The 16,917-nt window shown below is 63.6% G+C and carries 16 protein-coding genes and 3 pseudogenes; 5 read left to right on the forward strand and 14 right to left on the reverse strand.

All coding sequences use genetic code 11. From position 1 onward, the window contains the following. Positions 1-3 precede the first annotated feature (3 nt). From AB4Z00_RS25185 to AB4Z00_RS25200, 4 genes are all read right to left on the reverse strand, one after another. Positions 4-765: a trypsin-like peptidase domain-containing protein gene (locus AB4Z00_RS25185; protein ID WP_327195140.1), complete on the reverse strand. Its 762-nt coding sequence runs from the start codon at positions 763-765 to the stop codon at positions 4-6. A 38-nt stretch (positions 766-803) separates the two neighbouring features. Next, positions 804-1,358, reverse strand: a complete 555-nt coding sequence (locus tag AB4Z00_RS25190) for an NADH dehydrogenase ubiquinone Fe-S protein 4 (RefSeq protein ID WP_442047697.1) — start codon at positions 1,356-1,358, stop codon at positions 804-806. A 50-nt stretch (positions 1,359-1,408) separates the two neighbouring features. Continuing rightward, positions 1,409-1,921: an Hsp20/alpha crystallin family protein gene (locus AB4Z00_RS25195; protein ID WP_442047698.1), complete on the reverse strand. Its 513-nt coding sequence runs from the start codon at positions 1,919-1,921 to the stop codon at positions 1,409-1,411. Positions 1,922-2,017: 96 nt separating this feature from the next. Continuing rightward, positions 2,018-2,494 (reverse strand): Hsp20 family protein, encoded by a 477-nt coding sequence (locus AB4Z00_RS25200; RefSeq protein WP_442047699.1) that lies wholly within the window; start codon positions 2,492-2,494, stop codon positions 2,018-2,020. A 272-nt stretch (positions 2,495-2,766) separates the two neighbouring features. On the opposite strand from AB4Z00_RS25200, the gene AB4Z00_RS25205 reads away from it, so the two are divergent. Together AB4Z00_RS25205 and AB4Z00_RS25210 are read left to right on the forward strand one after the other, a co-directional pair. Continuing rightward, entirely contained in the window at positions 2,767-3,432 is a 666-nt protein-coding gene (locus AB4Z00_RS25205; RefSeq protein WP_442047700.1) for a hypothetical protein, read from the forward strand. Continuing rightward, the gene (locus AB4Z00_RS25210; RefSeq protein ID WP_442047701.1) at positions 3,359-3,646 is read left to right on the forward strand and encodes a hypothetical protein; all 288 of its coding nucleotides are present in this window, start codon (positions 3,359-3,361) and stop codon (positions 3,644-3,646) included. Before AB4Z00_RS25205 ends, AB4Z00_RS25210 begins: the two co-directional genes overlap by 74 nt. Positions 3,647-3,716: 70 nt before the next feature. On the opposite strand, the gene rpoH is transcribed toward AB4Z00_RS25210, so the two are convergent. The 4 genes from rpoH to AB4Z00_RS25230 all read right to left on the reverse strand — a co-directional run bounded on the left by rpoH (position 3,717) and on the right by AB4Z00_RS25230 (position 7,472). After that, complete coding sequence (gene rpoH, locus AB4Z00_RS25215; RefSeq protein ID WP_442047702.1) at positions 3,717-4,655, reverse strand: RNA polymerase sigma factor RpoH; 939 nt, start codon at positions 4,653-4,655, stop codon at positions 3,717-3,719. Between the two features lie 493 nt (positions 4,656-5,148). Beyond that, a complete protein-coding gene (locus AB4Z00_RS25220; protein ID WP_442047703.1) occupies positions 5,149-5,340 on the reverse strand; it encodes a hypothetical protein in 192 nt (63 codons plus the stop codon). Continuing rightward, complete coding sequence (locus tag AB4Z00_RS25225) at positions 5,341-6,342, reverse strand: site-specific integrase (protein WP_442047704.1); 1,002 nt, start codon at positions 6,340-6,342, stop codon at positions 5,341-5,343. A 110-nt stretch (positions 6,343-6,452) separates the two neighbouring features. After that, complete coding sequence (locus tag AB4Z00_RS25230; RefSeq protein ID WP_442047705.1) at positions 6,453-7,472, reverse strand: 2-hydroxyacid dehydrogenase; 1,020 nt, start codon at positions 7,470-7,472, stop codon at positions 6,453-6,455. A 330-nt stretch (positions 7,473-7,802) separates the two neighbouring features. On the opposite strand from AB4Z00_RS25230, the pseudogene AB4Z00_RS25235 reads away from it, so the two are divergent. The 3 genes and pseudogenes from AB4Z00_RS25235 to AB4Z00_RS25245 all read left to right on the forward strand — a co-directional run. Continuing rightward, positions 7,803-10,091: pseudogene (locus AB4Z00_RS25235) on the forward strand (bifunctional diguanylate cyclase/phosphodiesterase). A gap of 382 nt (positions 10,092-10,473) precedes the next feature. Further along, the gene (locus AB4Z00_RS25240; protein WP_442047706.1) at positions 10,474-12,183 is read left to right on the forward strand and encodes a cation:proton antiporter domain-containing protein; all 1,710 of its coding nucleotides are present in this window, start codon (positions 10,474-10,476) and stop codon (positions 12,181-12,183) included. 127 nt (positions 12,184-12,310) lie between these two features. Next, positions 12,311-12,580, forward strand: a pseudogene (locus AB4Z00_RS25245) (HU family DNA-binding protein); the annotation flags it as partial. A gap of 144 nt (positions 12,581-12,724) precedes the next feature. Here AB4Z00_RS25245 and AB4Z00_RS25250 read toward each other — a convergent pair. From AB4Z00_RS25250 to AB4Z00_RS25275, 6 genes and pseudogenes are all read right to left on the reverse strand, one after another. After that, positions 12,725-13,987 (reverse strand): type II toxin-antitoxin system HipA family toxin, encoded by a 1,263-nt coding sequence (locus AB4Z00_RS25250; protein ID WP_313325845.1) that lies wholly within the window; start codon positions 13,985-13,987, stop codon positions 12,725-12,727. A 3-nt stretch (positions 13,988-13,990) separates the two neighbouring features. After that, positions 13,991-14,272, reverse strand: a complete 282-nt coding sequence (locus tag AB4Z00_RS25255; RefSeq protein ID WP_008829886.1) for a helix-turn-helix domain-containing protein — start codon at positions 14,270-14,272, stop codon at positions 13,991-13,993. A gap of 151 nt (positions 14,273-14,423) precedes the next feature. Then, a complete protein-coding gene (locus AB4Z00_RS25260; RefSeq protein WP_442047707.1) occupies positions 14,424-14,969 on the reverse strand; it encodes a hypothetical protein in 546 nt (181 codons plus the stop codon). 107 nt (positions 14,970-15,076) lie between these two features. After that, positions 15,077-15,373, reverse strand: a complete 297-nt coding sequence (locus AB4Z00_RS25265) for a hypothetical protein (protein WP_442047708.1) — start codon at positions 15,371-15,373, stop codon at positions 15,077-15,079. Beyond that, positions 15,340-16,614 (reverse strand): HWE histidine kinase domain-containing protein, encoded by a 1,275-nt coding sequence (locus AB4Z00_RS25270; protein ID WP_442047709.1) that lies wholly within the window; start codon positions 16,612-16,614, stop codon positions 15,340-15,342. Before AB4Z00_RS25270 ends, AB4Z00_RS25265 begins: the two co-directional genes overlap by 34 nt. 207 nt (positions 16,615-16,821) lie before the next feature. Next, positions 16,822-16,917 (reverse strand): annotated as a pseudogene (locus tag AB4Z00_RS25275) (IS6 family transposase); the annotation flags it as partial.

Consider the following 16,917-nt stretch of genomic DNA (forward strand, 5'->3'; position numbering starts at 1 on the left):
GGATCAGGAGCGCGCTTGCCGCAGGACGTCCCGGACCACCGAGGCGGGAACCGCGAAACCGATGCCGACATTGCCCTCGAACGGCGCCAGGATCGCCGTGTTGATGCCGATCACCTCCCCGCGCATGTTGATGAGCGGCCCTCCGGAATTGCCTGGATTGATCGGTGCATCGGTCTGGATGAGGCCGACCGGGCTTTGCGGCGTCAGGCCGCGGCCCAGCGCACTGACGATCCCTGCCGTGACGGTTTGCCCGAGGCCGAAGGGATTGCCGACTGCGACGACGTAGTCGCCGACCTCGGCGGTATCGGCACTGGCAAGCGGCGCGGCTTTCAGGTTCCGAGCCGGAATCTGCAAAACCGCGATGTCCGCGTCGGGACTGACGCCGACCAGCCGGGCTTCCAGCTTGCGCTGGTCCTGGAGCATGACGACGATCACGAGGCCGTCCTTGACGACATGGGCGTTGGTCAGAACCAGCCCGCGTGCGGCATCGACGATGACCCCCGAGCCGGCGGACAGGCGCGGCTCGAGCGCCACGTCCGGGACCCCGAAATGACGGCGGAAATAAGGATCGCGAAGCAGGGGATTTTGCGCATAGGGGGAGGGGTAGGCCACCGCGATGTTCACCACTGCCGGCGAGATGCGCTTGACCAGCGGAGCGACGGTGAGCCGGCTGATCGGCACAGGCTCGGCTGCGGAAACGGGAGGGATATCCCGCGCTGCCCCGCCCCATGAGAACCCCCAGCCGAGCAGGAGGACAGCCAGCAAGGCACAGCCGAGGGCGCCGATAAAAAGCCCCCTACGCTTCATGACAGGCCCGCGTCATGACGCGGATCGGCTGTGGTGCGGTTGCCTTGCATGGCGCCGGGATCTGCAAGCACTGGATAGTTTCCGCAACACCGGGCATGCGGCCCCGTGGGCCAGCAGCAAAGCGGCGCCAGGGCACTAAGCTGGAAGGCCTGAAGGGCGGGCTGGACGGGGCGCCGGCGGGGCTTGTCATGGGTGACGAAGCTTAGCCCGCGCCCATGGCAATAGGCCTCCGCAGCCTCGCGCGTGGCAAATTCGAGCATCAGGGAAGAGAGTGGATCTCCTGCCCCGGTCCATCCCGTCAGCGGATCGGGCGAGGGCGCGAACCGCTCTCTTAAACGTAAGCGCCAGCGACCCCGCCGCGCGCGTCCGGGGTGGTCGGCATAGGGATCGGGCTCGATGATCGCCTGCGCATCAGGCGGCAGCGCGCTCGTATAGCGCTGCCATGTCGGCTGCATGGTGATCGCATCTTCATTGTCGTTTGCCCCTTTGGGAGTCGACCGCACCCCGGGGGCGGCGGGTAGCGGACTGGTCAGACTGGGTTGCGTTGCCATCCTATCCTCCAAGATGAGGGCGGCCCGATCGGGCCGCCCTCTCTTCCTGGTCAGTTCTTGTTGATCGGAATGCGCCGGACGCTGTCGACGTCTCCCTCCTTGCGCGGGATGGTGACGGTCAACACGCCGTTGCTGAAGCTGGCCTGCGCCTTGTCGGATTCCACGCCCTTGGGCAGGTGAATCCGCCGTTCGAACCGGCCATAGCTGCGTTCCGAATAGCCGCGATCCTTGTCCTCGAGCTCGGACTTCTTCTCGCCCTTCAAGGCGAGGACGCCGTCCGCGATCGAGAGATCGACCTGCGACTCGTCCAGGCCGGGCAGTTCGGCCGTGACGCGGATGTCCTTGTCGGTTTCGCTGAGTTCGATACGCGGATAGTCGATGACATGGCCAAAGGCCGTGAGCGACGACGGCAGGCCCCGCCACAGATCGTCGAACAGGCGATTCACATCGCGGTGAAGCGACATGAGCGGATGGGGGGTCCGATCCCGCTCCGGCTCGGCGCCTACGACCGCGGGTAGCCGGTTTTCCTGCCGGCTCCAGGGAATGAGATCACGAAGAGACATGATGATCATCTCCTTTTGAGGCTGGATTGTGGGGTATGGCCTGCCGGCCGCCGTTCCCGAAGGAACGACGCCGGCAGAACCGCTTGGAGCGCGAGATCAGGCCGCCTTGGCTTCCTGGTGCTGCGTCTCGATCTGCGCGGGCTCGGGGGACGACCCGCCGATCGCGATACGCCGGGGCTTCATCGCCTCGGGCACGACGCGCTTGAGGGCAATGGTCAGAAGACCATTGTCGAAGGAAGCTTCGCCGACTTCGATATGATCGGCGAGCTGGAAGCGGCGTTCGAAGGCCCGCGCGGCAATGCCGCGGTGCAGATACTCGCTCTTGCCGTCCTCATCGGCGCGCTTGCCCGTGACGGTGAGCTGGTTCTGCTGGGCCACGACCTCGACGTCCTCGGGACGGAAACCCGCCAAGGCGAGCGTGATCTGATAGCTGTCCTCGCCGTTCCGCAGAATGTCGAACGGTGGATAGCCATCGGAGCCATCGCCCCGCATGCCCGTCTCGAGCAGATCGAAGAGTCGGTCGAAGCCGACGGTGGAGCGCCGATAGGGCGCAAAGTCAAAATTGGTTCTCATTTCCAAATCCTCCGGTTGAGCAATTTGGGCATGAGAAGCATCGGTACAGTAGAGCCGACGCTCTCTATGTCCAACCGGACCCGAACGGCGTCCGGCACCCCAGACGTAATTTCGGGAAACGCAGATTCAAGAGATAAAAAAAGGAAACGAAACAGAGGCCTGAAGAAATTTGGGCTCACTGAACCTGCGGATTTAGTCCCTGGCGATCACCCATCGCTCTCCCGCGAAAACGGGAGCTGCGCACGTAGGCCGAACACTGCGGGATCAGGATAATGTTAACCAGACTCGCTTACCCTTGCCGCAAGGCAAAGGGTTCGTGTGGGTATGAATGGGGAAGTGGTTCTGCTGATCGTCAATGCGGTGGTGCAGGCCTCTTTGCGCTCAGCTATTTCCTGATCGCCCGCATCAGTCGGGGACAACGTCCGGTCATCGCGTTCGGGGTCAGCTACCTTTTGGGCATGGTGACGCCGATCAGCGAGATCGCGATCCGGCTGACCGATTATCCCGCGCCCTTCATGCTGGCGAGCTACATGGCGCTGTTGGGCGGTTTCCTCGCCATGGCGGCCGCGCTCAGCATCTTTCATCGCAAGCGCCCAGCCTGGACAGCGATCGCCACTCTTGCCGTGCTGGGCCTGATCACGCGCATTGCGATCTGGGGCGGGACGCGAGACGATCTCATTTATGAGCTGGCCTTCCAGCTGCCCTTGGCCCTCGGCTTTCTCCTGTGCAGCCATACGGCCTTTCGCACCGGCAAGGGCCAGCTCAACCACACCCTGGCCGGGCTGTTTCTCCTGAGCGGTCTCAACTTTTTCATCAAACCCTTCGTTGCTGCCGCCGTGGGGTCGGGACAAACCGCAAGAGACTATGCCGGTCGTCAACCTCTTTGCCGGGCCGAACGTCACCTACCGCTCCAAGCTCTATTTCGAACTGCCCAATAGCGAGGCCATCAGCCAGTCCGCAGTGACGCTGATCAACGCTCGGGCGGGAGCGCGCCTGTGGAGCGACCGCCTCGAGATTGCCGGGTTCGTGCGCAACCTTACCGACAGGCGCTACCTGCTCGACGCCGGGAATGTCGGCGGCTCGTTCGGCTACCCGACGTTCATTCCGGCCGAGCCCCGCACCTGGGGCATCGAGATATCGGCCCGCTACTAGCGGCGGAGGCAGGCAAAGCGCCCGAGAGGGGAGGTGAGGCGGGTGGCACCCTCTGTGCACCTGCCCCCGGTCAATGGCCTTCGCGTGCCTGGTTCTCCCTGCGTCCGCCCAGTTTCGCGATGCGCTGCCCATCATCGATCCGGTGCATGGCGCGGCTGAGCTTTTCGAAGGCGCGAACCTCGATCTGGCGGACGCGCTCACGGCTCACTTTATAGACGAGGCTCAGATCCTCGAGCGTTTTGGGTTCATCGATCAGACGACGCTGGACCAGGATATCCCGCTCGCGGTCGGAAAGCGTGCCGAGCGCCTCGAACAGCATGTTCTGGCGGCGCTGGCGCTCCTGCGCGCCGGCAAGCGCCTCGTCCTGGAGCGGACTGTCGTCGGTCAGCAGGTCCTGCCACTGATCCTCGCCCGTTTCCCCGAGCGGCACGTTGAGCGAGGCGTCGCCGCCCTGCATCATCCGCCGGTTCATGCTGGTGACTTCGGTTTCCGAGACCCCGAGCGTGTCGGCGATCTGGCGGACCTGATCAGGTTTCAGATCGGTGTCGTCATAGGCCTGGAGGGAGTTCTTGATCCGGCGGAGATTGAAGAACAGGCGCTTTTGCGCGGCCGTCGTGCCGAGCTTGACCATGCTCCAGCTGCGCAGGATGAATTCCTGGATCGAGGCCTTGATCCACCACAGCGCATAAGTCGCAAGACGAAAACCGCGATCAGGGTCGAATCGTCGGACCCCCTGGATCAGGCCGACATTGCCTTCCGAAATGAGGTCGGCAACAGGCAGACCGTAGCCGCGGTAGCGCATCGCCGCCTTCGCAACCAGGCGAAGGTGGCTGGTCACGAGCTTGGCCGCCGCTTCCGGATCGCCATGCTCCTTGAAGCGTTTGGCAAGCATATATTCGTCTTCGGGCGAGAGGATCGGGAATTTCCTGATCTCCGCCAGATACCGGTTCAGTCCATCCTCACCGGCCGGCGCCGGAATAACGGCGTTCTTGAGTGCAATGTCTGTCATGGCTCTTCACGCAATTACCTGTTTGGCGGGCGAACCTTGCCGCCGGTCACTCTGCGTGGGTCCTGTGTTCAGGGCCCGCAGCTGTCGCGACGCGGCCAGGCTCTGCCTCGCTTAACCAGTATAAAATCACTTCAAAGCGTTTTGAATATCCTAATGACGCAAAACCAGCGCCGCAGGTTCCCATCCGGATGCGGCAGACCCGATGGTGGGGTTCAGCGCTCGCCATGCTCAACGATATCGGCTTGTCGCGCCGCCGACAGGAGGCTCGTTGTTTGCCGGGATCTACACGGCGGAGCATATCGGCGCCGCGCCTCCAGACTGGCTGGACCCGCTCCACCAGGTCGTCGCCGGCATCACCTTGACCGCCGATACGCTCGACCAATACCGCACGGCGCTCACCTCGCATCTGGAGCCCTATATCGGCCGGCTCTGGATTGAATGGGGCGCGGGCGCGCGCAAATGGGTGCAGCGTCCCGACCGTCAGAACGCTCGCTCAGATCGGCGCGGCCAGGCTGGCCCGATTTCCGGCGGTCTGGACGCTCTGATAATCCTCGAAGGCCGGTCGGTCGTCGCGCCACAGGCCATAAGGCGTGCGCCCCGTAGGCGCCTTGGTCTGGTGCCGCAGGAGGCGAACATCGGCCGGGTCAAGCCCGGCTTTTTCCAGAAGATCGGTGAACAGCAGCATTTACAGAAACTTGTCGCCCGCGTGGTCGTCGAACATCGCAGCGTCGCGCACATAATCCGCGACCGTATCGAGCGACTTGTGCCGGCTGTGGTCCTTCATCTTGAAGAGATTGGCACGCTGGGATGCTGCCTCTGTGAGAAACCCCGCGCGAAGCGAATGGCCTGAGTAGAGGGCAGGATCGAGGCTTGCCGCAGTCGCGCAGGCCTTGACGAGCCGCGCGACCGTCTTGTCGGTCATCGGTTGATCGGTAAGCCCGTCCGAGCGGGTCAGCCGCCGAAAAAGAGGCGCCTGCTGCGCCTCGCCGGCCTTCCTATCAGCGCCGTCGAGGGCGGCGGCAGACATCCAGGCCTTCAAGAGCCGGATCGGCTGTATCACCCGGCCCTCGGGGATGGCGACAACTTGTCCGAGTGCTTCCTGATCGCGCTTCGATTTCGGGATGGTGATGCGAACGCCCTTGGCGGTGAAGACGAGATCGCCCAGCTGCATCGCGGCCAGCTCAGAACGCCGGAAGGCTCCGGCCATGCCGATCGCCAGGATCGCGCGGTCCCGAACGGCTCGCAAACCATTGCCCTTTATCGTAGCGAGCATGGCCTTGAGGACATCAGCCTCCGCCGGCGCCTTCTGGAGCTTCTTGCGCGCATAGCGTCGGCGAACGCCCGCCATCATCTGGGCAACGATGCCGGCGGCGTCGCGCGCCGTGGGTGCAGCGAAGCCGGCCTCTTTATGGTGATGATTGATCGCCGCGACGCGGCGTCCGATCGTGACCGGCGCAATACCAGCTTCGGCCTCGACATGGGCAAAAAGCGCGACGATGTCGGGGTGGGCGGGCAATGCCTCGACGTTGCGCGCGTCGCAGAATGCGCAGAAGCGTTCCCAGTCGCTGGCATACGCTTTTTGGGTCGAGCTGGCCTTGGCAGCAGCCAGCGTTTCGCGCGCACCCCCAATTTCCGCGAGAAGATCGGCGGGAAGATTGGTCGATAATGGAAGCAGATCGCGTGCCATCGCGATCAGCCTAACAGAGCCCCCTCTCGGCGTAAATCCTATGTCCGAGAATCCCATTTATCGGACATAAGTGGACGGAGGGATCCCGGACACAATGAGCCGTCGCACGCTTATCCAGCCCCCGGCCGAGTGGCTTGATAGCGCAACTGGTGGCACAGCGGCTCGCCGGCGGAATAGGCGCGGATGCTTTCCAAGGTGGTCTCAGCGATGGCTGTCAAAGCTTCTTCGGTGAGGAAGGCCTGGTGGCCCGTCATCAGGACATTGGGAAAMGTCAGCAGGCGCTGGAGGATGTCGTCGTCGATGATCTCGCTGGAAAGATCGTCGAAGAAGATGCCCGCCTCTTGCTCATAGACATCGAGCGAAACACCGCCCAGCCGGCGCGCCTTGAGCGCCTCTATCAGCGCGGCGCTGTCGATAAGCGCGCCGCGACTGGTATTGACCAGAACCAGATCGGGCCGCGCTGCCGCCAGGACGCGGCCATCGATCAGATGGCGGGTCTCGGGCGTGAGCGGGCAGTGCAAGGTGATAATATCCGCTTCGCGAAGCAGGTCCTCGCGCTCGACATAGCGCACGCCGATTGCGACGAGCGCTTCGTCAACGACAGGATCGCAGGCCAGGACCTCACACCCGAAGCCAGCCCGCAAGGCTCGAGCGACAAGCCCGCCAATCTGTCCCGTTCCCACGACGCCCGCGACACGTCCGTGCAGGTTACGGCCGACAAGGCCATCGAGCGCGAAATTGTTCTCACGAACCCGGGACCATGCGCGGTGGATCTTGCGATCGAGCGCCAGCAGGAGACCGATCGTGAATTCGGAAACCGCGTGCGGCGAGTAGGCCGGCACGCGCACGACGGCGAGACCGAGCGTCTCGGCCGCCACGAGATCGACATTGTTATAGCCTGCGCAGCGCAACGCGACGAGACCCACCCCGCCTTCGGCCAACACCTCGAGCACCTGCCGGTTGGCGATATCGTTCACGAAGATGCAGGCGACGTCAAAACCGCGCGCGAGCCGCGCCGATGTGGGCGACAGGGCAACGTCAAGGAAATCGAGATCGAACCCATAGGCCACGTTCGCCTGGGTCAGGAACTGCCGGTCGTACTTCCGCGTGCCAAAGATCGCGATGCGCATGTCCGCCTCCGAGCGCGGACTCGTCCGCGAGAGCAATGAGGATGAGCGACCGCACTGCCGGCGGAAAGCCTTTCGCGCGTGTCGTTCAGATTTTACGCATTTTGTCGCAAAGGGCCGAACTCCGTTAATCACTTTGTGAAATGGAGAAGGTTCAAATTCCTCCGGTTTCGATTGGCGATGTTCCCTTTTCTCTTTTGCCTGCGCGATCAACATGACGCGCCATTGGTCATCCTCGCGGCTATAGTCTGTCTCCTGACGGCGGCAGCAACCGTTCGCCTGTGTCGGCAGGCGGCCTGGACAGACACGGGCTCGCGCAGCTTGTGGCTGACGATGGCGGGGCTGACTGCCGGTCTTGGCATCTGGGCCACGCACTTCATCGCGATGCTGGGCTACGATCCCGGCATCGTCATGGGCTATCATGTCCAACAGACCGTGGTCTCGCTCCTGGTCGTGCTGGTAGGCACGACAGCGGGCCTCTTCATTGCGACACGCGCGCCGCACCGGCTCGGCGCGCTTCTTGCCGCTTCGGTTATGGGCGGCGGCGTCACGGCCATGCACTATCTTGGCATGGCGGCGCTCGAAATGCCTGCGCTCATTCGTTGGAAGGCCGATTATGTCGCGGCCTCGGCCGTGTTTGCAATCGTCCCGCTAGTCTGGGCGCTGCCCCTTGCGCTGCGCGGCAGATCGCTCGCCCAAGGCGCGGCGGCCGCAGGTCTGATCACCGCCGCCGTCGTCCTGCTTCACTTTACCGGCATGACCGCGATCACGCTGATCCCGTCGCGAGGCGATTTCTCACCCCTCAGCATGATGTCTCCCCGCGTCATGTCGCTCTGGATATTTCTCGCGGTCTCCTGCACGATCGCTCTGACCGCGGCGGCGGCGATCACGAGCCGGCGGACGGGCATCAAATTGCGCCGACAGGAACGCGAGAATCAGCTTCGCGTCCAGGGCATGAAGGCCCAACTCGACCTGGCTCTTGAGAATATGCACCAGGGCCTGTGCCTATACGACGGCGACGGTCGGCTTTTGCTCTGGAACCAGCGTTTCCTGGATCTGTACGGGCTTGGGCGCGATGCGCTCCAATGCGACATGACGGTGGGACAAGTGATCCGCACCGGTATTGCCAACCATCTTCCCGTTGCCGAGGTCGAGCAGCGCGCAGCAGAAATCTAGCGTAACCTCGCCCAGGCACTGAGTGCTTTAAGTGACGCGCCTGCAATCTCGGAATATCCCGGCGTCGTGGTGAGCGTACGTTCCCGCGCGCTTCCCGACGGCGGATGGGTGAGCACCTTTGACGATATTACCCAGCAGCGCCGTTCGGAAGAACGAATCCGGCACCTGGCGCTGCATGACGGCCTGACCGGCCTGCCCAACCGGCGCAGGTTCAACGATGTCGTCGACCGCGATCTCGACGTTGCGGCGCGGGCCGGTTCACGCCTGGGATTGGTCGTTGTCGACCTCGACAATTTCAAGGATATCAACGACAGCCGCGGCCATTCAGCCGGTGACGAAGCATTGAAGATGGTCGCCGCAGCGCTCAAGGAAGCGGTTCGCGAGAATGAACATGTCGCCCGGCTGGGTGGCGACGAATTCGCCGCGGCAATTCTTTACCGCGAAGACCATGAGCTTGCCGACTTCGTGACGCGCCTGAGCATGGGGCTGGCGGCGATCAATGCCGGCAATGCGCACGATCTGAGCGTCCATGCGAGCCTTGGCATCGCAACCTATCCGGCTGACAGCCAGGATCGCGAGCAGCTGTGCAATCATGCCGATCTGGCCATGTACCGGGCAAAAGGGACGGTGGGCGAGCGGATCTGCTATTACGAGAAGGGCATGGACGAGCAGGCGCGCGAACGCCGGCAACTCGCGGCCGACCTTCGGGGCGCCGCCGCGCGCGGAGAGATGCGGGTCCTCTACCAGCCGCAGCGTTCACTCAAGGACGACGGGGTAACTGGCTATGAAGCTCTGCTGCGCTGGACACATCCCAAGCGCGGACCAATTCCTCCAGATATCTTCATTCCTGTTGCCGAAGAGACAGGCGAGATCCTGGCACTGGGCGAGTGGGTGATGCGCCAAGCGTGCGAGGAGGCGGCTCGCTGGGGCGACGGATTGACCGTGGCTATCAACCTCTCTGCCGTGCAGCTGACTCAGGCGAACTTAGCCGAAAGCGTGGCCCAGCTCCTCTTGGAAACCGGTCTCGCGCCAAGGCTTCTCGAATTGGAGATCACCGAAACCGCGATCATCGCCGACAAGCCGCGCGCCTTGCATATTCTGCGTAAACTCAAGGCGATGGGGATCGCCATTGCCATCGACGATTTCGGCACCGGCTATTCCTCGCTCGACACGCTCAACTCGTTCCCCTTCGACAAGATCAAGATCGACAAATCATTCGTCATCGGCTCCGAAGAGCGGCCGCAGGCCAGAGCAATCATCAGGGCGGTGCTCGCGCTGGGCCACAGCCTTGGCGTCCCTGTGCTCGCCGAAGGGGTGGAGACCAGTGGGCACGTCGACCTGCTGGTGGCGGAAGGGTGCGACCAGGTCCAGGGCTACCTCTTCGGGCGGCCCGGCCATGCGCCCAGTCTTCTTGCCCGGGAGCAGGCCCGACTGGCCACCGGTTGATCCGCAGGTGCTTCGCGCAGCGACGCGGCAGCAACTTTTCGAGGAGTCATGAGGGCGCAAAGTCGATCAAGCAGAGGCGAGCCATTCCCTCAGCATACACCGGGCAAGCTATCATGCGAGGAAGGGCCGCAGGCGGAAACGGCAGCCCGTTGCGAAGCTGCCGTCCCATAGCGCGACCCGAGGCTACCCCGGGAACTTATACCCTTCCGCCTATGTATCACCTCATTTATCAGTTTAAAATGGGAGTTTTGATGTATAACGCATCAGCTCGTTCGATGCTTCATCTTCGGGGCCGATGGCCTGCGTGGGCGGGTGACATCTCCTTCTTCCATCCTACATCACGCCCAAATCCAACTAGCGACTGGATAAGGCTCTTGAATTCATGGAAGAACAGCTTGCTCAGACATTCCTCCTGATCGCGGCTGCATTTGTGGCAGTGGCCATCCTGGCGAGGCTGCGTCTGTCGCCGGTGTTGGGCTATCTCGCCGCCGGCCTGCTCCTGGGCCCCCATGGCATAGGCGCAGTAACCGACAGCGAGGGCACCCATTTTTTCGGCGAGCTCGGCATCGCTCTCCTCATGTTCGTGATTGGCCTTGAATTTTCCGTGCCTCGACTGCTGTCCAGCGGGGGCGCCATGATCGGGCTCGGGTTCGGAACCGTGGCAGGCGCAACAGTGCTGGCGGGAGCTGCGAGCCATTTTCTCGTTGGATTGCCGCTTCTGCCGGCAGCCCTCCTGGGCGGCGCCATCGCCATGTCATCGACCGCCATCATCCAAAAGCATCTCGTCGACACCGACGCGGTATCGAGCCGCCACGGCGTGGCTGCGACCGGCATAGTCCTGTTTGAGGACCTGGTCGCTCTGATCCTGCTGTCGCTCATTGCTGCTCTTCCAGCCGCGGCAAGCGAGGTCGAGATGGAAAAGGTGCTGCTGCGCATGGGTGTCAGCTTCGTGGCATTGGCGGGCGTGGCTCTTCTCGCACGGCGGACTCTTGGCCGTCTGCTCGGGTGGGTCGCGAGATCCGGCCCGGACGAAACTTTCCTGCTGGCCGTGCTGACGCTTGTGGTGGGCGCGTCGCTCGCAGCCGAAAAGATCGGACTGTCGCTTCCTATCGGCGCCTTCGTGGTCGGGATGATGGTCGGCGAGAGTGACTTCAGGCACCAGCTCGAAGAGGAAATTCGGCCATTTCGCGATCTGCTGCTGGGCGTCTTCTTCGTGACGATCGGCATGTCGGTCGACTGGTCGCAGATCCTGGCCCAGCCGGCTGTCACCTTTCTCGTTCTGACCGCGATCCTCGTCGTCAAGTTCCTGGTCGTCTTTGGGGTCACCCGTCTCTCGGGCCTTCCGGCAAGCAGCGCGGTCAAGACCGGCTTGCTTCTGGCGCATTCGGGTGAGCTTGGGCTACTCATCGTGGGCAGGTCGCTCGATAGCGCCCTTCTGTCGCCCGCGATCGGCCAGCCCGTCCTGGGCGCGATCGCCGCGAGCATGCTCGTCGGACCGATCCTGGCGCAGTGGAGCGACCGGGCCGGAGATCTCATCCTGCGAAGCCGGGATCCGCGCGGCGCGGAGATCGAAACAGCCGTTCGCACAACATCTCAGGAGCTCAAGGGCCATGTCGTGCTGGCCGGCTGCGGCCCCGTGGGCCGTCTGGTCGCGCTCACACTCGAGGCGAGCGACATTCCATATCTGGCGATCGAGCGAAACGTGGAGCGCCTTCGCCGCGCCCAACAGGACGGTCATAATGCGGTTTTCGGCGACGCCAGCCGAGCGGGAATACTCAAGGCAGCCGGCGTCGATCGCGCCGCGGCCATCATCGTGCTTGTCAACAATTGGCACCGGTCGGTGCGCATCATTCGCGAAGCCAAGCGCCTGAACCCCGGGATCCAGGTGATCGCCAGCCTTCGCGACGATGCGCATCTGGGTGAGCTGGCGCAGGCGGGCGCGGCACATGTCTTTCCCGAAAACTATGCTGCGGGGCTTGGGCTCGGCGCCCAGGCCCTGATGACGCTCGGCATGTCTGCGGACGATGCGACCGACAGGATCCGGGCCATGCGGGGGCAGCTCAGTCCGGACCTTCAGATCGTGCCGCGGTGAGTTGCCAGCCCGACACTCAACGACCGTACGAACTAAATCATTACGGCATCAACATAAAATATGGAGATGAGCGCGCGAATGGCTTATCTTGTAATGCAGTGACAAACCAGTGAAGCAGGCTTCAGCCATGGTGCGATCTGAACTCGTGGCCCTCCTGGCCAAGGAAAACCCGGAACTCTCCGCGCAGGAGATTGAAAAGATCGTCGATCTCTTCTTCGAGGCGATCGTCGACCAGCTAGCCGCTGGCGGGCGTGTCGAGCTGCGCGGGTTCGGTGCCTTTTCGACGCGGCTGCACGCGGCTCGCACCGGGCGAAATCCACGCAGCGGCGCGGCCGTGCCGGTCCCGGCCAAACGATCCGTGCATTTCAAGCCAGGCAAGGCGATGCGGGAGGGGCTCATCGCCGCGGCGGCTGGCATGACCAAGGCAGTGCCCTCTTCCGCCGCTGCTTCCTCCACCGCGTCGGCCGAAGCGCGCGCTGCCTGAAATCCCTCAGGAGCGCCGCGGCCCTGTGACGCCCTTCGGCGTAAAATTGCTCGCCTGTCAGGCGATTGCGCGATGTTCGGGGTCCGCCAGGCGAAAGCAGGTAGCAAAACGGCCCTGGTCGGCGACGTTGACCCCTGCCTCTTCGAAACAGGCACGCCACCGCGCATGAACCCTATCGGCCATAGCGATAACGATCGCGCGCGCATCCTCGTCTCCCAGGTCGAACTGCGCGACCTGCGAGAGCGCGTTGGCGAGGCTGGCCTGGCGACCCTCGGCCCCCACGCCCAGCACGAGCCGGCGATCCAGGCCCACCTGCGGCTTGGGTACGACGTCATAGAGCGGCGACAGCCGCCACCCCTTCCCGTCCCACAGGAAACCATGATTGCGCAGGTGATCGTCGTCATTGGTGACGAGGATGTTGAAGACCATGCGCCTGAACAGTTCCTCGAGATCCCGCCGGACCGCGGTGCCGTGCTGGCGCAGCGTCGCACCGAGATCGGCATAGGCATAGCGGCTGACCTCGCTCTCATGCGCGCCCAGCATCGTAAGCCCCGATGCGAAGGAGGCGCGCAGCATCCGGTTGCCGTCCAGCCTGCGGTCGAAACGTTCGATCAGATAGATGTCGCGGCCGAGCAGTTGCTCGAAGCGAAGCGACGGAACGTCGAGCCCGCATTCAGCGGCGAGCCGCATGGTGGCTAGCTCGACCCGGCACTCGGGAAAGGTGTCGTTGCGTGCTGGAAACTTGGCGATCCAGGATTGGCCCTCGATCGTCGTCGCCGCCTTGGGACGCGCGCCGCCCAGCGACGAGCCGGCGGTCAGGAGGGGGCGCAGATTTTCGCTGAGCTGGTCGACCTCCTGCGCTTCTTCGGCGGCGGCGGCCAGTTCTGCCAGGGTGAACTGTTCGCCGGGCGCGTCGGCTTCGCCCCACGGCGCCAAGCGCCTTGGCGCCTCTAGCGTGGGACCGAACGCCAGCGCGCCGACGCGGTGGTCGCCAGACGCGAGCAGGAGATCCGCCTCGCTTGGCGTTCGCTCGCCCATCGCCTTGTACATGAGATACTGACCCCACCCGTCGGGCGCGGCGTCGCGGATCCCATTGAAGACGGCAAAGCCTTCTTCGGTCCGGAATTCCTGGCGCGTGCCGGCCGGCGGCAGCGGCAGGGTCACAGGATCGATCGCGACACGGTCGGGCCGCTCGAGATAGCGATTGCCGTATGCGAAGGTCGCGTAGCTGGCACGCGGCTCGCTGTGGAGGCGCAAAAGGCCCGCGGGGACGGCAACGCCGTCCAGATAGACGAAAACGAAGGTTTCGATGTCGGCCATGGCTTAGAAATCCAGCGGATCGTCGCGCCGCGGCGTGTGGATGCTGTGCGGCAGGCGGCCGATTTCCTCGCTGGTCCCGACCCTGTCGGTTTCAGGGGCGACGAGCGATTCCAGGCGAGCCGTCATACCCAGCACGAAGAGAGCGCTCGCCAGCGCTGCGAGGCCTACGGTCGGATCGCCCGCTTCGAGACGCTGCAGCGTCTGCACCGACACCAGCATACGTTCGGCCATCAGTTTCTGCGGGATGCGTCGCCGCTTGCGTGCGGTGCGCAAGTCTTCGCCCAACTGGCGAATGGCACGCTGGCTTTGGGGCGGCAGACCGCTAGAGGCTCGAGAGGCGCGAGGCATGGAAAGTGCATGACATATCATGTGCAAATTAGCAATTAAAATGATATGTCACGCCGAACAGAACGATTTTCCTGCCCTGCCCTCCTGCTCAGGCGCGCAACGCGCGCGCAGCCGCATCTGTGATCGTGTAAACCGCTTCGCGCTGCGCACCGCGATTATGATGATCGACGCGAAAGCCCTGGTAATGCCTGCGCACAAGGCCGGCTCTTACGAGGTCCGAAACAGCGCGGCTGACATTGCAACGGCCCGAACGCCGGATGCGCACTTTCACCTCCTCCTGGACCACACGGGCCGCCTCCTGCGGATCGTCAGGCAGTGCCTTCTGCGCCTCAAGGCCCGACCGTACCTCGTCGACGATGGCGAGGCGGCGCGCATCGCGCTGCGCAATGGGCACGAGAGAGTCGCAGAGCCAATCGCGCAAAGGAATGCGCTCGCCGTTCACCTGGACGTAAGGACCTGCACTGCCGCTGTTCCGCCCCGCCGCCTTGGCGATCAGGTTGAGCACCATGAAGGCATAGCGCGGCCGCCGCGAAACATCGGCGATGCGCTCGATGAGGGCAGGCAAATTCAGGTCGTCGGACGGCGGCTGCCTGACCGGATCGACGGAGGCGAAGAGGTCGGGTTGCTGGAACATAAGATGAATCTATCACGCGCGCGCGCAATGTGAATCCCCAGCGGACAGCACATCCAAGTTTTTCCACCCGTGACATTTTACCGAGCCGGAGCGGCCATGGGTCCCACTCAAGCGGGTTCGGTGATCCGTGCCAGATCAGCCCGAAGCCGCCAGACGACACCGGTCGGCTGATAGTCGATGATTCCCTTGCCGCCGAGATCGCTGGCAAGGCTGGCCATCAAGCGGGTCCCGAACCCGCCTCGCTCGGGCGCGCATACGGTTGGTCCGCCTCGCTCCTTCCAACAGATCGTGAGGAATGACTTTCCCTCTTCCGCCTCGATGGTCCAGGTAAGGTCGACCTGCCCGCCTGGCACCGACAGGGCGCCATATTTCACCGCATTGGTGGACAGCTCGTGGAGGGACATGGACAGAGCCAGCGAGGCCGTGCCGATAGAAGAAGGTCAGGCCCCGCAATCCGGATCGCGCCGGCGCGAGCGCCATGAAGCGCCGTTGTTCCTTCGGCGACAGCGGCGATCGGCGCCACGGTCCAATCGGTACGGGTAAGCAACTCGTAAGCGGCGCCCAGGGTCTGGAGGCGCTGCCCGATCGCGGTACTCGCTTCCTCCATCGAGAGCGCGCTGCGGAGCGATTGTTGGACGATGGCATTCACTACGGCGAGCGTATTCTTGACCCGGTGCTGGAGCTCGCCGGCCAGGAGCCGCCGATGCATTTCGGCATCCTTTTCCGCGGTAATGTCTCGCACCGTGCCGACGAACTTCTGTTCACCGCCCGAACCTACGGCAAGCGCGCCCATGGCGTGAATCCACCGCTCACGGCCATCACGAGGATTGACCGTGCGATATTCGACGCTGACCGTACCAGCACCCCCAGGGGCGAGCGCCTCGGCGATGCTGGTGGCAACTCGCTCGCGGTCCTCAGCATGGACCCGCGCGAGAAACGAGGTTTCATAGTCGAGCGCTTCGTCGGGTTCGTGGCCAAGCAATTCCCGGGTGCCTGCGTCCCACTTGAGCGAACGCAGCGCCGGGGTCGATTCCCAGGCGCCGAGTTCGCCTGCGTCGAGGGCAAGGCGGGTCCGCTCCTCGCTCGCAGCGAGCTGCGCGAGCGTTTCCTGCTGCTGGCTGAGCGACCTGCGCAATTCCAGCTGCGTCATGACCTGGCGCGCCAGCACTTCGAGGGTGAGCCGCTGGAAGGGCGTGATGCCGTTCGGGCGAGGCTGGCGATCAAGAACGCAGAGCGTGCCGATGGGTAGACCGTCGGGTGTCTTGAGAAGCGCCCCGGCATAGAAGCGAAGTCCACCTTCGGCCGTCACCAGGGGATTGCAGTCGACACGCGGATCGAGCCGTGTGTCGGGGATCACCATCATGTCCTCCTCGAGCAGCGCATGTGCGCAGATCGAGACTTCCAGGGGGAGTTCGCGCGCGCCGATGCCGATTTCGGCTTTGAACCACTGCCGCGCGGCCGCGATGAGGTTGACCACGGCGATCGGCGCCCCAAGCGCCTCGGAGGCCAAACGGGCGATGTCGTCGAAGACCGGCTCGGTCGGCGTATCGAGAATGTCATAGCGGTCCAGCGCGGCAACGCGCTCGTCCTCGCTCCAATTTTGGCCGGACGTGCTAGGGACTCTGGAAATGTTCGTTTGTACCATCCCGACTGAGTAGCAGTTTTAGGCGGTAAAGTGCGGCAATTCGCTGCAGCCAGAGCATTTCTGAGAGACCTCCAAGGCCTCTAGCCAACTTCCGCGCGCAACTCCGGTGCTTCGAGGCTTCCAGGGGGTATCACCACGCCCGCTTCGCCTCATAGGCTCTGTTGCAAACATTTGGGACCGCCGAACGACACCGCGCCTTTTTTGGGATCAGGCAACATCGGCGAAATGCTGATTGAGCATGTCCATGGCCTCGGTCATGGCCGAGGGGCCAATGCCAAATGATCTTTCGATCAGGCGCACCTC

The sequence above is a fragment of the Novosphingobium sp. YAF33 genome, from assembly GCF_052113265.1.
Taxonomy (GTDB): Bacteria; Pseudomonadota; Alphaproteobacteria; order Sphingomonadales; family Sphingomonadaceae; genus Novosphingobium.